Genomic DNA, 22,440 nt, shown 5'->3' with positions numbered 1-22,440 from the left:
CTTCTTCGCTGGCGGGCCAGCTCCTACAGTCATTGTGAAAATTCTGTTGCCCATATATCGGCGTTGAAACCTACGCTCACGCTGTCACCGGACTCCACCACAGGCCGTTTGATAATGGATGGGTTGGCCAGCATGATTTCGTGGGCGGTTTGGGCGCTAATGGTATCACGAAGCTCCTCCGGCAGCTTCCGCCAGGTGGTGCCGCGCCTGTTGATCAGCGCCTCCCAGCCGATAGCCCGCTCCCAGCGGGACAGCAGCGCTTCATCGAGGCCGTCCTTCTTGAAGTCATGGAAGTCGTGGGCGATGCCGTTGTCGTCGAGCCACTTGCGGGCTTTCTTCACGGTATCGCAGCTTTTGATGCCGTAGAGTTTCATGTAAAGGCTCTCTTGTTTAGCCGCGGAATCCGCGGAAGTACGCGGAAATAAAGACTGGTTTGCCACGGAATCCACGGAAGAACACGGAAAAATAAAAAGACAGAGACAAAAAATAAAGAATTTTGTGGCGGGTACCCTCCTGCGCTGAAGTTACCCGCAACCCATCTCTTTTTAGTCTTTTTTCCGTGTCCTTCCGTGGATTCCGTGGCTAAATTTCTTTTTTCTTTCCGCGGATTCCGCGGCAAAAAATCAGTATTCCTGCAGAAACCGCACGATCCGCTCAGCCGCTTCCACACACTCCTCCAGGGGTGCCACCAACGCCATGCGGACGCGGTTTTCACCCGGGTTGTCGCCATTGATGGTGCGGGAGAGGTAGCGGCCTGGGAGGACGTGGACGTTCTGTCGGGCGGAGAGTTCGCGGGCGAAGGTTTCGTCGCTCATGGGCGTTGCCGGCCACAGGTAAAAGCCGGCGCCGGGGAAATCCACGTCCATGACCTGCCGAAGGAGAGGGACGACTGCCTCGAACTTGGCCCGGTAGGCGGCCCGGTTTTCCCGGACGTGGTCCTCGTCCTGCCAGGCGGCGATGCTGGCGAGCTGGTTGTGAACGGCCATGGCGCTGCCGTGGTAGGTTCGGTAGCGCAGGTATTCACCCAGCAGACGGGCGTCGCCGGCCACGAAACCGGAACGAAGCCCTGGGAGATTGCTGCGCTTGGAGAGGCTGTGGAAGACCACGCAGCGGGCGTAGTCGTTCCGGCCCAGGGCGGCGCAGGTCTGCAGCAGGCCTTCCGGGGGCTGGTTTTCGTCGGGGTAGAGCTCGGAGTAGCATTCGTCGGAGGCGATGATGAAATCATGGCGGTCCGCCAGTTCGATTACCCGGGTCAGTACCTCCCGTGGAATCACCGCGCCGCTGGGATTGCCCGGGGAGCACAGGAACAGGATCTGGCAGTCGTTCCAGACGCTTGCCGGTACAGCGTCGAAGTCCGGGATAAACCCGTTGCTCGCGTCGCAGGCCAGGTAATGGGGTGTGGCGCCGGCCAGCAGGGCGGCGCCCTCATAGATCTGATAGAACGGATTGGGGCTGACCACGGTGGCCGGGCGGGTGTTGTCGATGGCCGCCTGGACGAAGGAGAAAATCCCTTCCCGGGTGCCATTGACCGGCACCACATTGGCATCCGCATCCAGGCTACCGGGTGCCAGCCGGAAGCGCCGCGTTGCCCAGTCGGCGATGGCCTGTCTCAGTTCCGGCAGGCCCCCGGTTGTCGGGTAGTTGGCCAGGCGGTGCAGGTTGTCTGCAATCACCCGCTTGACGAATTCCGGCGACGGGTGCTTGGGCTCGCCGATACCAAGGGAGATGGCCCTGAGGTGCTCGGGTGGCACCACGCCGGCTTTCAGCCTGGCCAGTTTCTCGAAAGGGTACGGGTGCAGTCGGGACAGGTTCGGGTTCATTGAAGATTATCCAGGGTGGTGCGCAGGTCTTCCTGCAGGGCCAGGCAGACCTCCGGGTCGCGGATCGGCCAGCCGTGTTCATCGGTGACAAAGAAGGCATCCTCCACCCGCTCGCCGAGGGTGGCAATCTTGGCGTTGGTCAGCCGTACCCGGTGCTCCAGCAGTACCTGTCCCACACGGGCCAGAAGTCCCGGGCGGTCCGGGGTCACCACTTCGATGACCGTGCGCTGGTTGAAGGTGTCGTTGGACAGGGTGACTTCCGTCGGGAACGAAAAATGTTTCAGTTGTCGCGGCGTGCGGCGCTGGATGATGTCCGGGTAGTCCTCCGGGTCGGCCAGTTCCTCCACCAGGCGCTGGCGAACCCGCTCCTTGCGTTCCGGGTCCTTGCCAAGGGGCTGGTCCTGTTCGTCCAGCACCACGTAGGAGCTGATGGACCAGGGGCCCCTGCTGGCGACACTGATACGCGCATCCACAATGTTCAGATTCAGTTGCTCCAGGATGGCGGTGGTAGCGGCGAACAGGGCAACCCGGTCCTTCACATAGATCACGATGTGGGAGTAGCCGTCGGTGGGACCGCCGCGGGTGTCGCGGATGAGCACCAGTGGGTCCGGTCGGTCGCCGTGGCGGATGATGGCAGCGGTCTGCCAGGCGATGTCCACCGTGGAGTCCTGCAGGAAGTACTCTTCGTCCAGGGTGTCCCAGATGGCGTCGATCTGTGCGTCCGTCATGCCCTGGGCGTTGAGGATGCCCCTGGCCTCCGCCTGGGTCGCCCGCACCCATTCCTCCCGGTTGAAGGGGGTTTCGGTGCCGCGGCGCAGGGCCCGCTTGGTTTCCACGTACAGCTGGCGCAGCAGGGAGGCCCGCCAGGTGTTCCAGAGCTTGGGGTTGGTGGCGCTGATGTCGCAGGCGGTCAGCACATAGAGGTAGTCCAGGTGCACGTGACTGGGCACGGCCCGGGCAAACTCATTGATGATGTCCGGGTCCGAGATGTCCTTGCGCTGGGCGGTCATGGACATCAGCAGGTGATTCTCCACCAGCCAGGCGACCAGCTGGGTGTCGCGATCGCTGAGGTGGTGGCGATGGCAGAAGGCCTCGGCGTCCACCGCTCCCAGCTCGGAATGATCCCCGCCCCGGCCCTTGGCCACGTCGTGATAGAGGCCGGCCACATAGAGCAGTTCCGGCTTTGGCAGCCGGTGCACCAGGCGGGAGGCGAGCGGATACTCGGTGCGGCTCTCCGGCTGGTTCAGGCGGACCATATTGCGGATCACCCGCAGGGTGTGGGCGTCCACGGTGAAAATGTGGAACAGGTCGTGCTGCATCTGGCCAATGATCTGTCCGAACTCCGGCAGGTAACGGCCCAGAACGTTGTATTTCTTCATTCTGGACAGGGTCTCGTCCAGGGAATGGGGTGTCTTGACCAGCTCCATGAACAGGGAAGTGACCGCCAGGTCGTTGCGGAACTGGTCGTCGATCAGGTGCCGGTGGGCCCTCAGGGCCCGGATGGTGGAGGCGCGGATACCCTTGATGGCCGGATGCTGGGCCATCAGCAGGAAGATCTCCATGATGGCGTAGGGGGCGTAGGCAAACACCTGGCTGTTGATGGCCTCGATGTACTGGTCGCGGATCTGGAAGCGCCGGTTCAGGGGCTGGATCTTCGTTTCCTGGTCCCGCTGCAGGATGGCCTCGTCGTAGTACTGCAGGATCACGTCGGTCAGCTCGGCCAGGGCCAGCACGGTCCGGTAGTAGGCCTGCATCATCAGCTCCACACCCAGACGACGGCCTTCGTCACGGTATCCGAGCATCTCCGCCAGGGCCCGCTGATGGTCGAACAGGAGGCGGTTCTCGTTGCGGTCAGCGATCAGTTGCAGGCCGAAGCGCAGACGCCAGAGAAAGGTTTCGCCGGAGAGCAGGATGTCATGCTCCTCCTCCGTGAGGATGCTGAAGCGGGTCAGGTCGGCGATGCTGTCGAGGCCGAAATGACGCTTGGTGATCCAGCCGATGTTCTGGATGTCCCGCAGGCCGCCGGGGGAGCCCTTGATATTGGGCTCCAGGTTGTATTCGGTATCGCCGTACTTCCTGTGACGCCTGAGCTGTTCCTCCCGCTTGGCGATGAAGTAGCTCTGGTCACTGCTGACGTCGTCGGAGTAGACGGCCCGGCTCAGCTCGGTGCGCAGCTCTTCGGGGCCGGTTATGGTACGGGTTTCAAGCAGGTTGGTCAGGATGGTGACGTCGTCCCGGGCGGCCTGCTTGGATTCTTCCAGGCTGCGCACGCTGTGGCCGATGTCGAGTTTCAGGTCCCAGAGCAGGGTAATGAAGGCCCCGAGGCCGTCCTGCCAGGCCGGTTCAATGCCATCCCGGGTCAGTATCAGCAGGTCGATATCCGAGTGGGGGTGCAGCTCACCCCGGCCGTAGCCGCCAACGGCGAGCAGGGCGATGTCCGGCGACCGGGAAAAGTCGTAACGCCCCCAGATTTCCCTCAGCACCCGGTCAACGGTGTCCGCCCTGGAGCGAACCAGATCCCGGACATCGGCCCCCTGCCGGAAGGCATCGGCATCCGCCCTGTAGGACTCCCTGAGAAATTCCCGGGCAGCCTTGACGGGAGACGGGTCAGTGGCGATTCGATGAACGAGTGCCGGGGCGTCCACTCAGATGGACTCTTCGTTGCGGCGGGTGAGTACCTCATACCCGTCCGCGGTGACCAGGATGGTGTGTTCCCACTGGGCCGAAAGCTTGTGGTCCTTGGTAACCGCGGTCCAGCCGTCGCCGAGCACCTTGGTGTGGTATTTGCCCTGGTTGATCATGGGCTCGATGGTGAATGTCATGCCTTCCTTGAGCTCCATGCCGGTACCGGGCTGACCGTAGTGCATTACCTGGGGCTCTTCGTGGAATACCTTGCCGATGCCGTGGCCACAGAAGTCCCGCACCACCGAATAGCGGTGCTTCTCCGCGTGGTCCTGGATGACGTGGCCTATATCCCCCAGGCGCGTGCCGGGCTTCACCAGCTCGATACCCTTGTACATGCATTCCTGGGTGATGCGGATCAGGCGTTCGGTGCCCGGCTTGGGCTTGCCGACGATCCACATCTTGCTGGTGTCGCCATGGTACTGGTCCTTGATCACGGTCACGTCGATGTTGAGGATGTCGCCATCCTTCAGCACCTTTTTGTCGGAGGGAATACCATGGCAGACCACGTGGTTCACCGAGGTGCAGATGGACTTGGGAAAGCCCTTGTAATTCAGCGGTGCCGGCACAGCCTTCTGCTCGTTCACAATATAGTCGTGGCAGATCCGGTCGAGTTCCTCGGTGGTCACGCCCGGCTTGATGTGGGCGTCGATCATCTCCAGCACGTCCGCCGCCAGGCGACCGGCCACGCGCATCTTCTCGATTTCTTCCGGTGTCTTTATGGATACAGTCATTGGGATTCCTGGTGGATAAATGGAGCGGCATGGCTCGCCAGACACCCCATTTTAAGGGGCAGCCCCCCATGGTACAAGGAAAGGGGAAAAAGCTGGCTCCGGGGGTGGCATTTATGGTATAAACGCGCCGCCGAAATGCGAACATCCGGACTACCGGTGTCGCCGGCAAATTCACACACGCGTCAGCACGTTGTTCCAGGGTGCCTGTTTCATGGCCGGGAGGCCGCTCAGGTTGGAGCAATCGGACGTGTGGAGGACTAACCCGAAGCTACAAGGTAATTATCATGGCTCAGGTAAATATGCGTGACCTGCTCAAGGCAGGTGCTCACTTCGGTCACCAGACCCGTTACTGGAACCCGAAAATGTCGAAGTTCATCTTCGGCGCCCGTAACAAGATTCACATCATCAACCTGGAACAGACCGTTCCTGCCATGAACGAAGCCCTGGATTTCGTTCAGAAGCTGGCAGAGAGCAAGAACAAGATCCTGTTCGTCGGCACCAAGCGCGCCGCCGCCAAGATCATCAAAGAAGAAGCCGAGCGTTCCGGCCAGCCCTTCGTCAACCATCGCTGGTTGGGCGGCATGCTGACCAACTACAAGACCATCCGTCAGTCCATCCGTCGCTACCGTGATCTGGAAGCCCAGAGCAAGGACGGCACCTTCGACAAGCTGACCAAGAAAGAAGCCCTGGACCGCACCCGTGAAATGGAGCGCCTGGAGCGTTCTATCGGCGGTATCAAGGATATGGGTGGTCTGCCGGACGCCATGTTCGTGATCGACGTGGATCACGAGCGTATCGCCATCAAGGAAGCCAACAAGCTTGGCATTCCCGTGATCGGCGTGGTTGATACCAACAGCGATCCCGACGGCGTCGATTACGTGATTCCGGGCAACGATGACGCCATCCGCGCCATCCAGATCTACGTCCAGGCCGTTGCCGACACCTGCCTTGAGGCAGCCCAGTCCGGCGGTGGCGCTGACGAGTTTGTTGAAGTCAGTGAAGCGGCCGGTGAGGCGCCCGCGGCCGAGTAAGGCCGCCGGTCATATCCCGTTCACGTGGATCTGCCTGAATGGGGGCGAAGCTGCTTCCCCCCTTTCACCGAATTCAACCGCCGGGCCATGGTCAGGTGCCCGGCTGGTTCTAACTGTTAAGAGGACTGAACATGGCTGCTATTACCGCCGCAATGGTCAAAGAGCTCCGCGAGCGTACCGGTCTCGGTATGATGGAGTGCAAGAAGGCGCTGGTCGAGGCTGAAGGCAGCGTCGATGCCGCAATTGAAGAGCTGCGCAAGTCTTCCGGCCTGAAGGCCGCCAAGAAGGCCGGTCGTACCGCCGCCGAGGGCGTGTCCCTGGTGCGTATTTCCGATGACAACACTGTGGCTTACATTCTGGAAGTGAACTCCGAGACCGACTTCGTCGCTCGTGACGACAACTTCCTCAATTTCGCCAACGACGTTCTGAACGTGGCTTTCGAGCGCGGCGAAACCGATATCGCCAAGCTGATGGATGGCGACTTGGAAGCCAAGCGTGAGGCGCTGGTCCAGAAAATCGGTGAGAACATCACCGTGCGTCGCATTGTTCGCGTGGAAGGCCCGGTTGTGGGCGGCTACGTTCACAGCAACAACAAGATCGCTTCCGTTGTTGCGATCACCGCAGGTGACCCCGAAGTGGCCCGCGATATCGCCATGCACGCCGCCGCAGTAAACCCGCGGGTAGGCAAGCCGGAAGACATGCCGGCTGAAGAGGTCGAGAAGGAAAAGGACATCATTAAGGCGCAGCCGGACATGGAAGGCAAGCCCGCTGAAATCGTCGAGAAGATGATGGGTGGCCGCATCAAGAAGTTCCTGAAGGAAAACAGCCTTGTGGAACAGCCTTTCGTCAAGAACCCGGACCAGACCGTAGGTGAGCTGCTGAAAGCCAACGGCGCCGAACTGGTCGGTTTCGTTCGCCTGGAAGTGGGCGAGGGCATCGAAAGGGAAGAAGTGGACTTCGCCGCCGAGGTTGCTGCCGCAGCCGGTACCGGCAAGGCCTGATTCTTCTGATTCCCGGGGCGGCGCCCGCCGCTCCATCCAAGTCTGCCACGCCAGTGCGGGTCCGCTTGCGCTGCCGTGGCGGGCTTGTATCTGAGATGCCCCTTTTTTGCCGAGGAGCATGTCAGATACAGGTCCACCATAACCGACAGGCGTTGCTTTTCGTCTGTCCGGCGGTTAATTGACGAGGGGAATAGCATGCCGACAACTTCCAAAACCCAGCCCAGATACAAACGTGTCCTGCTCAAGCTCAGCGGCGAGGCCCTGATGGGAGAGCACGAATTCGGCATCGATCCCAAGGTTCTTGACCGCATGGCGCTGGAAATCGGCGCCCTGGTGGGCATTGGCGTTCAGGTGGGGCTGGTGATCGGCGGCGGCAACCTGTTCCGCGGCGCCGCCCTCAACGCCGCCGGTATGGACCGGGTCACCGGCGACCATATGGGCATGCTGGCGACCGTCATGAATGGCCTGGCCATGCGCGATGCCCTTGAACGCTCCAATATCCGTACCCGGGTGATGTCCGCTATTCCCATGAGTGGTATCGTCGAGCATTACGACCGTCGTCGTGCGGTCCGTGACCTTAAGGATGGCGATGTGGTGATCTTCTGCGCCGGCACCGGTAACCCCTTCTTCACCACGGACTCCGCCGCCTGCCTCAGGGGCATCGAAATCGAGGCGGACGCGGTTCTCAAGGCCACCAAGGTGGATGGGGTATACTCGGCGGATCCGATGACGGACGCCTCCGCCGTGAAATACGACAGCCTCACCTACGACGAGGTGCTGGACAAGAAGCTCGGAGTGATGGACCTTACCGCCATCTGCCTGGCCCGGGACCACGGCATGCCACTGCGGGTGTTCAGCATGAACGAGCCGGGCGTGCTGACCCGGATTGTGACCGGAGAGCCTGCGGGTACTCTCGTTGAATAGAAGCCGGGGGCGCCGGTTGAATAGCGGCTGACGGGCCCAGAGTGTTGAATTCATGTCCGGGCGTTTTATGGCCCGGGCAGATCCAATCAGACAAGCGAGGACGCTGAAGTGATTAACGACATCAAAGCCGATGCAGAAAAGCACATGAAGAAGAGCCTGGAGGCCCTGTCGGCTGCCTTCAACAAGATTCGTACCGGCCGGGCCCACCCCGCCATTCTGGATAGCGTGACGGTCAACTATTACGGTCAGGAGACGCCCCTGAAGCAGGTGGCAAGCGTTAACGTCGAAGACAACCGGACCCTGACCGTCTCGCCCTGGGAAAAGAACCTCATTCCCACTATCGAGAAAGCCATCATGTCATCGGATCTGGGCCTCAACCCGGCGACCAGCGGCGACATTATCCGCGTACCCATGCCCATGCTGACCGAGGAAACCCGCCGGGAAATGGTCAAGCAGGCCAAGGCGGATGCTGAGCACGCCCGTGTGTCCATCCGTAACGCCCGTCGTGACGCCAACAGCATGCTCAAGGAACTGGAGAAGGAAAAGGAAATCAACCAGGACGACCTGCGTCGCGGTGAGGAAGACATCCAGAAACTGACTGACCGCTACATTGCGGAAGTGGACAAGACACTCAAGTCCAAGGAAGAGGACCTGATGGCGGTCTGACCGACCGCCACATGGAAAACCTTCGGGTAGCAGGGGACTGCATGACGGATTCAGTAACAGCGGATATTCCGGTCGAGGCCGGCAAGATTCCGCGTCACGTCGCCATTATCATGGACGGCAACAACCGTTGGGCCAAGGCCCGGCGGATGACGGGCGTGGCCGGCCACAAGGCCGGCGTCAATTCGGTCAGGTCGGTGGTTGAGACCTGCGCCCGTGACGGTGTGGAGGTGCTGACGCTGTTCGCCTTTTCCAGTGAAAACTGGCGGCGGCCGGAGGATGAGGTATCGGCCCTTATGCGGCTGTTCGTGTTCGCCCTGGAGCGGGAAGTGAAAAAGCTCCACAAGAACAACATCCGGCTGAGGATCATTGGCGATCGCAGTGCCTTCAGCCCGCTGCTGCAGGAGCACATGGCCCGTGCCGAAGAGCTGACCCGGAACAATACCCTGATGACTCTGGTGATCGCCGCGAACTATGGCGGTCACTGGGACATCACGGAAGCGACCCGGCAGGTGGCGGCCCGGGTGGCGAAGGGTGAATTGACGCCGTCAGACATCACCAGCGACCTGATACAGTCACACCTCTCCATCGGCGACCTGCCGATGCCGGATCTTATGATCCGTACGGCCGGCGAGCAGCGGATCAGCAATTTCCTGCTGTGGCACCTGGCCTACACCGAATTCTATTTCTCCGAGGTGTTCTGGCCGGACTTCCGTGCCGACGAGATGCGCAAGGCGCTGGCGGCCTATGGCCGGCGCAAGCGCCGGTTCGGGCAGACGGACGACCAGGTGGACAGCCGGCGCAAGGCCACCCAATAATAACGAACAACAATAGTATTCCGAGCCTATCAACAGAGCGGATAGCGACGTGCTCAAAACCCGAATTCTGACCGCGCTGGTTCTGGCCCCGATCGCCATAATCGGTATTTTTTTCCTGCCGCCCCTCGGCTTCGCCATCTTTACCGGCGTGGCCATTACCCTGGGAGCCTGGGAATGGGCCAATATGGCGGGGTTTTCCTCCACCCGCTCACGGTTTGCCTATGCCGCACTGGTTGCGGCGATACTGGCAGTCGTCTTCCAGCTGCCCACCCTGAACCTGCTCTGGCTGGGGGTGGTGTGGTGGATAGCGGCACCGTTGCTGGTCCGCGGCTACCCCCGGGGCACTTCGGTCTGGGGCGGTAACCCCGCCCGGGCGGCCATGGGGCTGCTGGTCCTGGTGCCGGCATGGGTCGGTCTCAACCACCTGAGAAATGGCGGCCTTCAGTTTGGCGCCTTCGAAAACCCTCTGATAGCCATTCTGTATGTGTTCCTTCTGGTCTGGGTCGCCGATATCGGTGCCTATTTTGTCGGCCGCCAGTTCGGCAAGGCCAAGCTGGCTCCCCGGGTAAGTCCCGGTAAGTCCTGGGCCGGAGTCTGGGGTGGTCTGGGGGCGGTTGCCCTGTTTGCCCTCGCGGCCAGCGCGATGGCCGGTGCCGGCCTGTCCGACACCGCGCTGCTGGTGGTTGTGAGCGTGGTCGTGGCGGCGGTGTCCGTGGTGGGTGACCTCATGGAGAGCATGCTCAAGCGTTTTCGAGGCATAAAAGACAGCAGCCAGCTGCTGCCTGGCCATGGCGGCATCATGGATCGCATTGACAGCCTGACAGCGGCGATTCCGGTATTTGCCCTTCTCATTACCCTCATCGGCTGGCTCTCGACCGGGGCCCTGCTGTGACCGCGACCGGCCACGCAAGGATCCTGACGGTTCTCGGGGCTACGGGATCCATTGGTCTGAATACCCTCGACGTGGTCCGCAGGCACCCGGAGCGGTTCCGTGTGCACGCCCTGACCGCGTCCACCAACGTTGTCGAAATGGAGCGGCTGTGTCGTGAGTTCCGCCCCCGGATTGCGGTCATGGCGGATGATCAGGCTGCGCAACAGCTGGCTTCCGCTATCACCGACCTGGCGGAAGTGTCCGTCCTTTCCGGTGAGGCCGGTCTGATCGACGTCGCCGCGACCGACGCGGTGGATACGGTGATGGCGGCAATAGTCGGCGCTGCCGGACTCGCCCCCACCCTGGCGGCGGTCAACGCCGGCAAGCGGGTGCTGCTGGCGAACAAGGAGGCCCTGGTGATGTCCGGGCAACTGTTCATGGATGCCGTCACCAGGTCCGGCGCGCAACTGCTGCCCATTGACTCCGAACATAACGCCATCTTCCAGTGCCTGCCACCGGACCGGGTGCGGGACCTTCCCGGTGCCGGAGTCCGTCGTATCCTTCTGACGGCCTCAGGCGGGCCTTTTCGCAGCCACAGCCCGGAGCAGCTGCGTCAGGTGACTCCGGCCCAGGCCTGCAAGCACCCCAACTGGTCCATGGGTCAGAAAATCTCGGTGGATTCCGCCACGCTGATGAACAAGGGTCTGGAGCTGATCGAGGCCTGCTGGCTGTTCAACACCACGCCCGACCACATTGAGGTCCACGTCCATCCCGAGAGCATTATTCACTCGATGGTGGAGTACGTGGACGGCTCGGTGTTGGCGCAGCTCGGCAGCCCTGACATGCGCACCCCCATCGCCAATGGCATGGCCTGGCCCGAGCGGGTGGAGTCCGGGGCGGATTCTCTGGATCTGTTTGCCCTGGGCCGGTTTCATTTCGAACGCCCCGATACCGAACGCTTTCCCTGTCTTCGGCTTGCCGCCGAAGCGTTCCAGCGTGGCGGCACCGCTCCGGCCATACTGAACGCCGCCAATGAGCAGGCGGTCGCAGCTTTCCTGGATGGTGTGCTTTGTTTTGCCGATATCCCGGTTATCATAGAGCGAACCCTTTCGGCGATCGAGGTCGGACCGGCGACTGATATCGAGCGGATCATGGCGGCGGATCGCCAGGCCCGGGATCACGCCCGGGGTGAAATCCAGCGCCTTGCCCCGGGCCCCATGGCGACCTGAGCCACGACCGGCTGAATGAACTACGGGAACTTATGCTAGAGATTCTGCAGACAATACTGGCCCTGATCGTTACCCTGGGCATCCTGGTGACCGTCCACGAGTTCGGGCACTTCTGGGTGGCCCGGCGCTGTGGCGTCAGGGTGATCCGCTTTTCCGTGGGTTTTGGTAACCCCCTGTATTCCTGGTATGACCGCCACGGTACGGAGTTTGCCATTGCCGCCATCCCCCTGGGCGGCTACGTGAAGATGCTGGATGAGCGGGAGGGTCCGGTCCCCGAGGACCAGCGCCACGAGGCTTTCACCTCCAAGCCGCCCGGCAAGCGAATTGCCATTGCCGCCGCCGGTCCCGCTGCGAACTTTATCTTCGCCATCGCCGCCTACTGGCTGCTCAGTGTGGTGGGCTTCACCACCCTGGCGCCGATTGCCGGCGAGGTGGAGGAAAACTCCATCGCCGACCGCCTGGGTCTGGAATCGGGAATGGAAATCCTCGAGATTGACGGCCGCCAGGTGACCTCGTGGCGGGACATCAACATGGGGCTGCTGGAACGGGCCGGCGAGGAAAGTTCAGTCACCTTCACCGTCAGTGACGGGCAGGGCAAGCGCACACTCAGTACCAGCCTGGGTGGCTGGCAGCTGCCCGACGACAATCCCGATCCATTGGGCCAGTTTGGCCTGCAGCCGAAGCGTCCTGACGTGCCGCCGGTGCTGGGCGAAGTCGTGCAGGGGAGTCGGGCCGAGCAGGCGGGCCTGCAGGCAGGGGATCGTATACTGCGGGTCGACGGCAAGCCCGTGGGAGACTGGTTCGAACTGGTGGAGTACATCCAGCGGTCGCCGGAGCAGACTCTGGAGTTGCTGGTCGAGCGGGACGGTAACCGGGTGACCCTGTCCGTGACGCCCGGGGTGCGGGAAGTGGGTGGCACGGAACAGGGCTATGTGGGCGCCGGCGTCGCCGAGGTGAGCTGGCCGGAAGAAATGATGCGGGACGTGAGGTACGGGCCTCTGGCCGCGATTCCACACGCGGTTTCGGAAACCTGGTCCGATACCCGCCTGACCCTGGTGGCCATCCAGAAGATGGTGACGGGACTGCTGTCGCCCACCAACCTCAGTGGACCCATTACCATTGCCAGGGTGGCAGAGCAGAGTGTCAGCTCCGGGTTCCAGGATTTCATTCATTTCCTGGCGTACCTGAGTGTGAGTCTTGGCATCCTCAACCTGCTGCCGATACCGGTTCTCGACGGTGGCCACATCGTCTATTACACCATCGAGGCGATTCGCCGACGGCCGCTCTCGGAGCAGACCCAGGCGATCGGATTACGTATTGGTTTGGCAATGATTCTTACATTAATGGTGTTTGCTCTTTACAACGACCTGATGCGGTTGTGAGAATTGCGAGCTCTTTACGCGCATATACAGGCGAACTAACTGAATGAGACGTTCTTTACTGGGTGCAGCTATCGGCCTCGTGCTGTCTGGTATCGCCAGTCAGTCAGCGGTGGCGCAGGAGTTTACGGTGTCGGATATCGAAGTCGAGGGCCTGCAGCGGGTCTCGGCCGGTAACGTATTTTCGGCTTTTCCCCTGGAAATCGGCGAGACCGTGGGTGACCGGGAGCTTGCCGAAGCCATTCGGGGCCTGTTCGATACCGGCCTGTTTACGGATATCGAAGCCTACCGGGATAACAGCACACTGATTCTGACGGTGAAAGAGCGTCCCGCCATCGCCTCGATCGAAATCGAAGGCAACAAGAACATCGAAACCGACCGGCTGATGAGCGCGCTGGCCGGGGCCGGTCTGCAGGAGGGGCAGGTGTTCCGCCGGGCAACCCTGGAACGGCTGGAGCTGGAGATTCTGCGTTCCTACGTGGGCCAGGGCCGTTATAACGCCCGCGTTCGCGCCACCGCTGAAGAGCTGCCCCGGAACCGGGTGGCCATCCGTCTCGACATCAGCGAGGGCGACGTCGCGGCCATCCGCCATATCAACATTGTCGGCAATGAAGACTTCTCCGACGATGAGCTGCTTGATCTGTTCGAGTTGCGCACCAGCAGTTGGTGGAACTCTCTCACCAACAAAGATCAGTACGCCCGGGAGCGCCTCAGCGGCGACCTGGAAAACCTGCGCTCCCACTATCTCAACGAGGGCTACCTGGATTTCGCCATTGAGTCCAGCCAGGTGTCGATATCCCCGGACAAGGAGGATGTCTTCGTCGCCATTTCGATAACCGAGGGTGAAAAATACACTGTTGCCGATATCCGCTTGCGGGGGAACCTGATCCTCCCGGAAGAGGAACTGCGGGAGCTGATCGATCTGAAAGCCGGGGACACCCTGTCCCGTGCCCGCCTGACGGAAACCTCGGACCGTCTGTCACGACGCCTGGGACGTGAGGGTTATACCTTCGCCAATGTCAATGCCGTGCCCGAGGCGGAGGGCGATGACACCGCTGTCGTCACCTTCTTCGTGGAGCCCGGCAAACGCGCTTACATCCGTCGCATCAATTTTGCCGGTAACGTCACCACCAAGGACGAGGTGCTGCGGCAGGAAATGACCCAGATGGAAGGGGGTGTCGCCTCCACCGATCGCATCGAGTTCTCCAAGGACCAGCTGGAACGGCTGGGCTACTTCCGCAGCGTTGAGGTGGACACCACGCCGGTGCCCGGCGCCGACGACCTGGTGGACGTCAATTTTTCGGTAGAAGAGCAGCCGACCGGCAGTCTGTCCGCCTCCATTGGCTTCTCCCAGGTATCGGGGGTCATCCTCGGGGCCAGCATTTCCGAGAAGAACTTCTTTGGCACCGGCAAGCAGGTTTCCATCGGGGTTAACGTCAGCGACTCCATCAAGAGTGCCAATTTCTCCTACGAGGATCCCTTCTACACGGTGGACGGGGTCAGCCGTGGCTTCAGCCTGTTTGCGCGGGAGACAGATTTCGAGGAGCAGGACATCTCCTCCTATCTGCTGGACGAATACGGTGGCCGGGTGACCTTTGGTTATCCCATCGACAGCTTCACCCGCCTCAACTTCGGGGTTGGCTATACCCTGTCCCAGCTGCGCACCGGCAGTTATACCTCCGATGCGGTGTTGGATTTCATTGATCAGGAGGGGGATGAGTTCAATAACTTTTTCCTCAACGGTTCCTGGCGTCGCAGCACCCTCAACCGGGGGATTCTGCCCACGGACGGCTATAGCCATAGCCTGTCGGCGGACCTGGCGGTACCCGGCAGCGACCTGACGTTCTACAAGTTGCGTTACCGGGGCAACAACTACTGGCCGCTCGATAACGATGAGTCCTGGGTCCTGCGGGCCAGGGGCGAGGTCGGTTACGGCGACGGCTACGGTGACCGCGACCAGATGCCGTTCTACGAGCATTTCTACTCCGGCGGCTACGGTTCGGTCCGGGGGTATCGGGCCAACTCCCTGGGCAACACCGTGGAAACCAACAAGACCTGGACCAATGACCGGGAACCTTTCGGCGGCAATCTTCTTACCGAGGCCAGTCTGGAGCTGATTGTGCCGACCCCCTTTGCCGGCGATACCCGCAGTATGCGGACATCGCTGTTCCTGGATGCCGGCCAGGTGTTCGACACTGCCCGCGGGTTTGATCCTGAACTGAGCGAGGTGCGCGCGTCCGTTGGTATCGGCTTCCAGTGGATCACGGTTGTGGGACCGCTGGCCTTCAGCCTGGCCCAGCCGCTCAACGACCAGGACGACGACGAAACCCAGCTGTTCCAGTTCTCCCTGGGACAGAGTTTTTAACCGGTTTTACGACCTGGTTTGAACCGGCCGCTGCAGAGCGGCGGCATTTCGGGGACAATGGGCTTCCTGGAGTCACGAATAAGGAGACGAGACAATGGTTGATGTAAAGGACTGGTTACTGAACACCCAGGGGGTTCGCCTGGTAACCCTGGTACTCGCCCTGTTGCTGGCCGGACAGGTGTCCGCCCAGACCCGCGTCGGGGTGGTGGACCTGCGCCAGGCCCTGTTCGCCTCGGACGAGGCGCAAGCCTTCAGTGAACAGCTTAAACGCGAGTTCACCGAACCTGAACAGCAGGTACGCGAGGCCCAGCAGGAAGCCCGCGCCCTCCAGGAGCGACTGCAGAAAGACGGCGCCATGATGAACGAGCAGGAACGCGAGCGTCTTGCCAGCGAGTTCCAGCAGAAGGCCCAGGCCTTTTCCGCCATGAAGCAGCAGCTTGACCAGACTCTGTCGAGCCGCAAGCAGGCGTTTATCGATGAGGCCCGCCCCGAGGTGGACGCCGCGGTGAAAGAGCTGATGGAGGAGCATGACCTTGATATGATTCTTCCGGCCGAAGCGGTGGTTCGCGTCAAGCCCGAACTCAACCTGACCCAACAACTGCTGGAAAAGCTGAACAACTGACATGACGGCCAGAACCTTTACACTGGGAGAGATTGCCACGGAACTGGGGGCGGAACTCAGGGGCGATCCTGACCAGGTGGTTACAGGGCTTGCCACACTGCAGGCGGCGACCGCCGACCAGCTGAGCTTCCTGGCCAACCCGGGCTATGCCAGGTACCTCGAGAATACCGGAGCCGGGGCGGTTCTGGTTACGCCCGCCATGGCGGACAAGGCCCCGACCAATGTCCTGGTACTGGACGACCCCTACCTCGGCTATGCGCGCGTCAGCCATTGGTTCGATGAGTCTCAGACCGCTGTTCCCGGCGTTCACAGCACCGCGGTTGTGGATTCCTCCGTTACACTTCCTGACAGCGTCAGCATAGGTCCTTATGCCATCATTGAGGCTGGCTCGGTTATTGGCGAGCGGGTGGTTATCGGTGCCCACTGTGTCATTGGCGCTCACTGCCGGATCGGTGACGACTCCCTGCTCCGGCCCAGGGTGACCCTGGCCCACCGGGTGGTCATGGGCAAACGCTGTCATATCCTGAGCGGTGCGGTGATCGGCTCGGACGGATTCGGCTTTGCCATCCACAAGGGCCAGTGGAACCGGATTGCCCAGCTCGGCGGAGTGGTTCTGGGGGACGACGTGGAGGTTGGCGCCAATACCGCCATCGACCGTGGGGCCCTGGACGACACGGTTCTCGGCGACGGTGTCAAGATCGACAATCTTGTCCAGATCGCTCACAACGTGCAGGTAGGCGATCACACCGCCATTGCCGGCAAGGTGGGTGTCGCCGGCAGCACCCGCATTGGCCGCCACTGTATGATCGGCGGCGCGGCGGGCGTGAGCGGCCATCTGAACATCACGGATGGGGTACAGGTTACGGGAATGACCATGGTCACCGGCGATATCAATGAGCCCGGAGTCTACTCCTCCGGCACCGGTGCAATGAATAACCGCGACTGGCGAAAGAGTGCTGCTCGCTTCAGACAGCTGGACGCCATGGCGCGCCGGTTGAAAGAACTGGAAAAGAAAATTGAGGGCTGAGGCCGAATCCCAATGATGAAAATTGATGAGATTATGGAGTTCCTGCCACACCGATACCCCTTTTTGCTGGTGGATCGTATTGTGGAGGTTGAGAAAGGGAAGTCCATCGTGGGTTACAAGAACGTGACCATCAATGAACCGCATTTTAACGGCCATTTCCCTGGCAAGCCCATCATGCCGGGCGTGCTGATTATTGAAGCCATGGCGCAGGTGTCTGGTATTCTCGGCTACGTGACCGCCGGCCGGTCAGCCGCCGATGGCTCCATCCATCTCCTGGCAGGTTCCAACAAGGCCCGCTTCAAGCGCCCGGTCATTCCAGGGGACCAGCTGCGCATGGAGTCGACCCTGGTATCCAACAAGCATGGCATCTGGAAGTTCGACTGCAGGGCGCTGGTGGATGGCGAAGTGGTGTGTCTTGCCGAAATCATGTCTGCTGAGAGAAGTGCCTGATGACTGAAAAGAACTGGGCCGGTGTTCATCCGCAAGCCATCGTTGATCCTTCCGCCAGCCTGGGGGAAGGCGTCAGCGTAGGGCCGTGGAGCTACATCGGGCCGGGGGTCGTCATCGGCGAAGGTACCGAGGTGCTTTCCCACGTGGTGATAAAGGGCCCCACGGTGATCGGTCGCAACAACCGGATCTTCCAGTTCGCCAGTGTGGGCGAGGAATGCCAGGACAAGAAGTACGCCGGCGAGCCAACCACTCTGATCATCGGCGACAATAATGTCATTCGCGAGAACTGCACCATACACCGTGGAACGGTGCAGGACCGGGGCGAAACACGCATCGGCAGTGACAATCTGCTGATGGCCTACGTCCACGTGGCTCACGACTGCGTTATCGGTAACAACACCATTCTTGCCAACTGCGCCACGCTGGCAGGGCATGTCACCGTGGGTGACTGGGCCATTCTCGGCGGCGGCAGCATGGTGCACCAGTTCTGCCATGTCGGTCCCCACAGCATGAGTGCCGGCGGCAGTATTGTGCTCAGGGACATTCCCGCTTATGTCATGGCCAGCGGTCAGTCCGCCGGTCCACACGGCATCAATGTGGAAGGTCTACGGCGCCGCGGCTTCTCCAGCGACGTACTGCTGGCTCTCCGGCGAGCCTACAAGGTCATCTATCGTCAGGGTCTGACGGTAGAACAGGCGATTGACGAGCTTGAGAAAACCTACGTCGACGTCGCTGAAATGCGCCCCCTGATCGAGTCCCTCCGTGTGACGGAACGGGGCATCATACGTTAGGTCCGGATGTGACTCCCGAAGCTTCGCCATCCTCCGGCGAGGAATTCTCCCTGCCTGCCATCGCCAGCTCCCCGGCGGTGACCATTGCCATGGTCGCTGGCGAAGCCTCCGGCGACATCCTTGGGGCGGGGCTGATCCGGTCTCTGCGGCGGCGGTTTCCCAATGCCCGTTTCGTTGGCATTGGCGGCGACGAAATGGTGGCGGAGGGTTTCCACTCTCTGGTTCCCATGGAGCGGCTGTCGGTGATGGGGCTGGTGGAGGTCCTGGGCCGGCTGAGGGAGCTGTTTGCCATCCGCGCACGGCTGATGGATTACCTTCTTGCCAATCGGCCCGACGTGGTGATCGGCATCGACTCCCCGGACTTCACACTGGGTGTCGAGGAGCGCTGCAAACGGGCGGGCATCCCCACGGCCCACTATGTCAGTCCATCGGTGTGGGCATGGCGCCAGAAGCGGATTTTCCGCATTGCCCGCTCCGTGGACCTGATGCTGACACTGCTGCCGTTTGAAGCCCGCTTCTACGAGGAGCATGGCGTGCCGGTGACCTTTGTCGGCCATCCCCTGGCCGATCGGATTCCCCTGGAACCGGATACGGAGGCCGCACGGCGCAGCCTGGGCCTGGATACCGACCGGCCGGTCCTTGCTATCCTGCCGGGCAGTCGGGCAGGGGAGGTGGAACGCCTCGGAGCCCTTTTCCTGGAGACTGCCCGCCAGTTGCAGTCCCGCCATCCCGACCTGCAGCTGGTCGTTCCCTGCGTGAACCGGGAACGGGAAAAACAGGTGCTGGCACTGGCCGATGCGCTGGAGGTGAAATTGCCCCTGACCGTGGTCCGTGGCCGCTCCCGGGAAGTGATGGCGGCGTCGGATGTGGTGTTGCTGGCCTCCGGCACCGCTACCCTGGAGGCAATGCTTCTCAAGAAACCCATGGTGGTGGGGTATCGCCTGAGCAATATCAGTTTCGCCCTTCTGTCACGGCTGGTGAAGGTGCCCCATGTGGCCCTGCCCAATCTGCTGGCGGGCGAGGCCCTGGTGCCGGAGCTGTTGCAGGACGATGCCACACCTGAAAAACTTGCCGCTGCAGTGCTGGAGCGGCTGGATAATCCGACGGAACGGGAGCGCCTCAGAGAGGCATTTACTGGACTGCATGAGACATTACGACGCAACGCCGACGAACGGGCCGCGGAAGCGGTGGCCGCGCTGATTCGTGGAGAAATGTAGCAATGGCAAACGGAACCCCCCTGCCGCCTTTTGTGTGCGCCTACCAGGGTGCAAAACTCGCGGGCGTTGACGAGGTTGGCCGTGGTCCGCTGGCGGGACCGGTAGTCACGGCAGCGGTCATCCTGAGGCGTGACCATGCCATCGAGGGCCTGACGGACTCCAAACTGCTCACGGCGCAGCACCGGGAAGAGCTGTATGAGCAGATTCTTGAGAACTCGGTGACCTGGAGTATCGGGCGGTGTGAAGTGGAAGAGATTGACCGCCTCAACATCTACCAGGCCACCATGGTGGCCATGGAGCGGGCCGTGCAGGCGCTGCATGTACCACCGGAGTATGTTCTGGTGGACGGCAACCGTTGCCCCAAGTGGCACTGGCGCTCGGAGGCCGTGGTTCAGGGGGATGGCCGGGTCGAAGCTATAAGCGCGGCATCCATACTGGCGAAGGTCACCCGTGACCGGGAAATGGTGGCTCTGGAAGAAACCTATCCTGGCTTTGGCCTGGCGGAGCACAAGGGTTATGGCACGCCCCGGCACCTCGAAGCCCTGAACCGCCTGGGCATAACGCCGATCCACCGCCGTTCCTTCCGACCTGTCCAGGAGGTCCTTTCCGCCACGGGCCTTTGGCGCGCGGAAGGTGGCCCGGTTCGTGAAACTACCTACGACGAATCCGCCTGGCCACAGGATCTTTTTGAAAATAGCCGTTGACAGTACCCCGTGGAATCCTTAATATACGCCCCACGTTGAGCAGCGAAGAAAAGCAAAACGCTGCAAAAACAAGAGCTTGACCAGAGGCTTTTGTGGAAGACAAACAGTTTGTTGCGGGGTGGAGCAGTCTGGTAGCTCGTCGGGCTCATAACCCGAAGGTCGTAGGTTCGAATCCTGCCCCCGCTACCATATAAAAGAAAGGCAGATCAGTTTATTACTGGTCTGCCTTTTTTGCGTTTAGGGGCGGAAGAAAGCATACGAACTTCCAATCCCCCCACCTCCGAACCGCAGTCACGAAGGGAGGGGAAGCCGAAGCGGTGCGATTTTTACCCAGGGCTACTCACTCAGCGGCAGATCCACATGAAAAGCCGTTCCTGCCTGGGGCCAGGAATCGAAATGCACCTGCCCATGCATGCCTTCCACATAGGCCTTCGCCAGGGCCAGGCCCAGTCCTGTGCCCGGCCTCTCTTCCTGTCCGCCGGCCTGACTGAACTTCTCGAATATGTAGGGCCGGAATGCCTCTGGAATGCCGGGGCCGTGGTCGATAACGCTGATCCGTACCTGGCCATTATCGTTGTAGTCCTGATCGAGACGATGGGCCTCAATTGTCACGACATCCTCGGCAGCGGAGAATTTGATCGCGTTGGACAGAAGATTGGTGAGCACCTGCTGCAGTCGGTCGGGGTCTGCGATTAACACCGCCCGCGGTACCTCGCCCAACTTCAGCCCCACCCTGTGCTTGTGGGCGAACCCCTGGTTGCTGGATACAGCCTCGTTGAGCACGTCGGCCAGGTCAAGCGGCTTCAGCCGGAAGTCTACCTTGCCAAGCTCCGCCTTCTCGAGATCGAGAAACTCTGTGACCAGCCTTACCAGACGCTGGCTGTTACGCTGGGCAAGTGAGGTCATCTCGGCAATGGGCTCAGGAACTGGTCCTGCCATGCCCGAGGTGATCACCGAAAGTGCGCCGTCAATGGAACCAAGTGGTGTGCGCAACTCATGGCTCACCGTGGAAATAAGATCCCGCTGAGCACGCTCGATCGCCTTACGTTCGCTGATGTCACGCACCACGATCGCAAATACCGGCACTCCCGTCCTGATGATCTGTAGTCGGATTTCCGCGGGGAACAGCGTTCCTCCCTTGTGGCGACGCATCTGCTCGCTGATAACCACCTCCTTTTCGCCCCGGCGTAAGGGGAGAAGCAGAGCTTCCAGTGATTCCCTGTCGAGGTCCGGCATGACGTCCACAGGCGTCGATTCCGTGAGGGTATCGAGATCAATGTCGAGCTCTTCCAGGGCAGTGGCGTTGGCATAGACATAGCGCAGGCTGTCCATATCGAAAAGCGCGACTTCTTCCGACATGTCGTCGAGTACCGATCCGAGCCACGCGAACCTTGCCTCCTTGCGTCGCGTGCTGAGCAGAGTCTCCACCAGCTGGGTCAGGGCATTGATGGCTTCTGCCTGCTCTGAGGTCAGGCGGCGGGGACTTCGGTCCATTACACACAGTGTGCCCAGAGCCCGACCGTCGTCGCTCTGAATAGGCTTGCCGGCATAGAAACGGGCCTGGAAGTCGCCCTCCACAAAGGGATTGTCATGAAAGCGTGGGTCACGGCTGAGATCGGGCACTTCCATGAGACCCTCTCCGAGAATGGCATGACTGCAGAAGCTCTCATCGCGGTCAGCTTCCTCCAGATCCGCGCCGTAGGTGGACTTGAACCACTGGCGACGGGAATCGATCAGGCCGATGAACGCGTAGGGCGTTTTGCAGATCTTCGCCGCCAGGGTTGTGATGTTGTCGAATATCGGCTCGCTCGGGGTATCAAGAATGTAATGATCCGCGAGGCTGGAAAGGCGCGCGGCTTCATTGGCGGGCAGGGGAGGCTTTTGCATCACAGAATTCCATTATTGGCGGATCTTCAGTTATGACCGAGTGTTGGAGGCCACGGTATTGCTGAGACTCTAACGCAGGCATTGGCATTAACCCAACAGGCAAAAGACATCGGATGGGCCGGTCGGGTACAAGAACGTGCTCTACGATGCTAGGCTTGATAATCTGTTAGTGCCTGTTTTACGTAGTTCAGCGGTATGCGGTGGCAATGGAGAGCCATAAGCTTT

20 protein-coding genes and 1 tRNA gene are annotated in these 22,440 nt (G+C 61.1%); 16 read left to right on the top strand and 5 right to left on the bottom strand.

The window, feature by feature from the left end; all coding sequences use genetic code 11:
- Nucleotides 1–29 precede the first annotated feature (29 nt).
- From BM346_RS04985 to map, 4 genes are all read right to left on the bottom strand, one after another.
- Nucleotides 30–374, bottom strand: a complete 345-nt coding sequence (locus BM346_RS04985; RefSeq protein WP_092009422.1) for an ArsC family reductase — start codon at nucleotides 372–374, stop codon at nucleotides 30–32.
- Nucleotides 375–623: 249 nt separating this feature from the next.
- Nucleotides 624–1,820, bottom strand: a complete 1,197-nt coding sequence (dapC, locus tag BM346_RS04980) for a succinyldiaminopimelate transaminase (protein ID WP_092009420.1) — start codon at nucleotides 1,818–1,820, stop codon at nucleotides 624–626.
- A complete protein-coding gene (locus BM346_RS04975) occupies nucleotides 1,817–4,465 on the bottom strand; it encodes a [protein-PII] uridylyltransferase (protein ID WP_092009418.1) in 2,649 nt (882 codons plus the stop codon). Before BM346_RS04975 ends, dapC begins: the two co-directional genes overlap by 4 nt.
- Entirely contained in the window at nucleotides 4,466–5,236 is a 771-nt protein-coding gene (gene map / locus BM346_RS04970; RefSeq protein ID WP_092009416.1) for a type I methionyl aminopeptidase, read from the bottom strand.
- A 284-nt stretch (nucleotides 5,237–5,520) separates the two neighbouring features.
- On the opposite strand from map, the gene rpsB reads away from it, so the two are divergent.
- The 16 genes from rpsB (at nucleotide 5,521) to BM346_RS04890 (ending at nucleotide 20,517) form a co-directional block, all read left to right on the top strand.
- The gene (gene rpsB / locus BM346_RS04965) at nucleotides 5,521–6,267 is read left to right on the top strand and encodes a 30S ribosomal protein S2 (RefSeq protein ID WP_092009414.1); all 747 of its coding nucleotides are present in this window, start codon (nucleotides 5,521–5,523) and stop codon (nucleotides 6,265–6,267) included.
- Nucleotides 6,268–6,398: 131 nt separating this feature from the next.
- On the top strand, nucleotides 6,399–7,268 hold the full coding sequence (tsf, locus tag BM346_RS04960) for a translation elongation factor Ts (protein WP_092009412.1): 870 nt from the start codon (nucleotides 6,399–6,401) through the stop codon (nucleotides 7,266–7,268).
- Between the two features lie 195 nt (nucleotides 7,269–7,463).
- Nucleotides 7,464–8,192 (top strand): UMP kinase, encoded by a 729-nt coding sequence (gene pyrH, locus BM346_RS04955; protein ID WP_092009410.1) that lies wholly within the window; start codon nucleotides 7,464–7,466, stop codon nucleotides 8,190–8,192.
- Nucleotides 8,193–8,300: 108 nt separating this feature from the next.
- Nucleotides 8,301–8,858, top strand: a complete 558-nt coding sequence (gene frr, locus BM346_RS04950; RefSeq protein ID WP_092009408.1) for a ribosome recycling factor — start codon at nucleotides 8,301–8,303, stop codon at nucleotides 8,856–8,858.
- Nucleotides 8,859–8,899: 41 nt separating this feature from the next.
- Entirely contained in the window at nucleotides 8,900–9,673 is a 774-nt protein-coding gene (gene uppS / locus BM346_RS04945) for a polyprenyl diphosphate synthase (protein ID WP_092013323.1), read from the top strand.
- A 49-nt stretch (nucleotides 9,674–9,722) separates the two neighbouring features.
- Nucleotides 9,723–10,565 (top strand): phosphatidate cytidylyltransferase, encoded by an 843-nt coding sequence (locus BM346_RS04940; protein WP_092009406.1) that lies wholly within the window; start codon nucleotides 9,723–9,725, stop codon nucleotides 10,563–10,565.
- A complete protein-coding gene (gene ispC, locus BM346_RS04935) occupies nucleotides 10,562–11,773 on the top strand; it encodes a 1-deoxy-D-xylulose-5-phosphate reductoisomerase (protein ID WP_092009404.1) in 1,212 nt (403 codons plus the stop codon). The genes BM346_RS04940 and ispC overlap by 4 nt, the downstream gene beginning before the upstream one ends.
- A 32-nt stretch (nucleotides 11,774–11,805) precedes the next feature.
- Entirely contained in the window at nucleotides 11,806–13,155 is a 1,350-nt protein-coding gene (gene rseP, locus BM346_RS04930) for an RIP metalloprotease RseP (protein WP_092009402.1), read from the top strand.
- Between the two features lie 43 nt (nucleotides 13,156–13,198).
- The gene (gene bamA, locus BM346_RS04925; RefSeq protein WP_092009400.1) at nucleotides 13,199–15,517 is read left to right on the top strand and encodes an outer membrane protein assembly factor BamA; all 2,319 of its coding nucleotides are present in this window, start codon (nucleotides 13,199–13,201) and stop codon (nucleotides 15,515–15,517) included.
- 94 nt (nucleotides 15,518–15,611) lie between these two features.
- On the top strand, nucleotides 15,612–16,139 hold the full coding sequence (locus BM346_RS04920) for an OmpH/Skp family outer membrane protein (RefSeq protein ID WP_092009398.1): 528 nt from the start codon (nucleotides 15,612–15,614) through the stop codon (nucleotides 16,137–16,139).
- A 1-nt stretch (nucleotide 16,140) separates the two neighbouring features.
- Nucleotides 16,141–17,166, top strand: a complete 1,026-nt coding sequence (lpxD, locus tag BM346_RS04915; RefSeq protein WP_092009396.1) for a UDP-3-O-(3-hydroxymyristoyl)glucosamine N-acyltransferase — start codon at nucleotides 16,141–16,143, stop codon at nucleotides 17,164–17,166.
- A 12-nt stretch (nucleotides 17,167–17,178) separates the two neighbouring features.
- The gene (gene fabZ, locus BM346_RS04910) at nucleotides 17,179–17,616 is read left to right on the top strand and encodes a 3-hydroxyacyl-ACP dehydratase FabZ (protein WP_092009394.1); all 438 of its coding nucleotides are present in this window, start codon (nucleotides 17,179–17,181) and stop codon (nucleotides 17,614–17,616) included.
- On the top strand, nucleotides 17,616–18,407 hold the full coding sequence (gene lpxA, locus BM346_RS04905) for an acyl-ACP--UDP-N-acetylglucosamine O-acyltransferase (protein ID WP_092009392.1): 792 nt from the start codon (nucleotides 17,616–17,618) through the stop codon (nucleotides 18,405–18,407). The genes fabZ and lpxA overlap by 1 nt, the downstream gene beginning before the upstream one ends.
- Nucleotides 18,408–18,466: 59 nt before the next feature.
- The gene (lpxB, locus tag BM346_RS04900; protein WP_265013564.1) at nucleotides 18,467–19,624 is read left to right on the top strand and encodes a lipid-A-disaccharide synthase; all 1,158 of its coding nucleotides are present in this window, start codon (nucleotides 18,467–18,469) and stop codon (nucleotides 19,622–19,624) included.
- Nucleotides 19,625–19,626: 2 nt separating this feature from the next.
- Nucleotides 19,627–20,328, top strand: a complete 702-nt coding sequence (rnhB, locus tag BM346_RS04895) for a ribonuclease HII (protein ID WP_092009390.1) — start codon at nucleotides 19,627–19,629, stop codon at nucleotides 20,326–20,328.
- Between the two features lie 112 nt (nucleotides 20,329–20,440).
- A tRNA-Met gene (locus BM346_RS04890) sits at nucleotides 20,441–20,517 on the top strand.
- A gap of 147 nt (nucleotides 20,518–20,664) precedes the next feature.
- On the opposite strand, the gene BM346_RS04885 is transcribed toward BM346_RS04890, so the two are convergent.
- Nucleotides 20,665–22,215 (bottom strand): GAF domain-containing sensor histidine kinase, encoded by a 1,551-nt coding sequence (locus tag BM346_RS04885; protein ID WP_092009388.1) that lies wholly within the window; start codon nucleotides 22,213–22,215, stop codon nucleotides 20,665–20,667.
- Between the last annotated feature and the right edge of the window lie 225 nt (nucleotides 22,216–22,440).

This window comes from Marinobacter daqiaonensis, assembly GCF_900115285.1.
Lineage (GTDB): Bacteria > Pseudomonadota > Gammaproteobacteria > Pseudomonadales > Oleiphilaceae > Marinobacter > Marinobacter daqiaonensis.
This window is presented reverse-complemented; position numbering and strand designations above follow the sequence as displayed.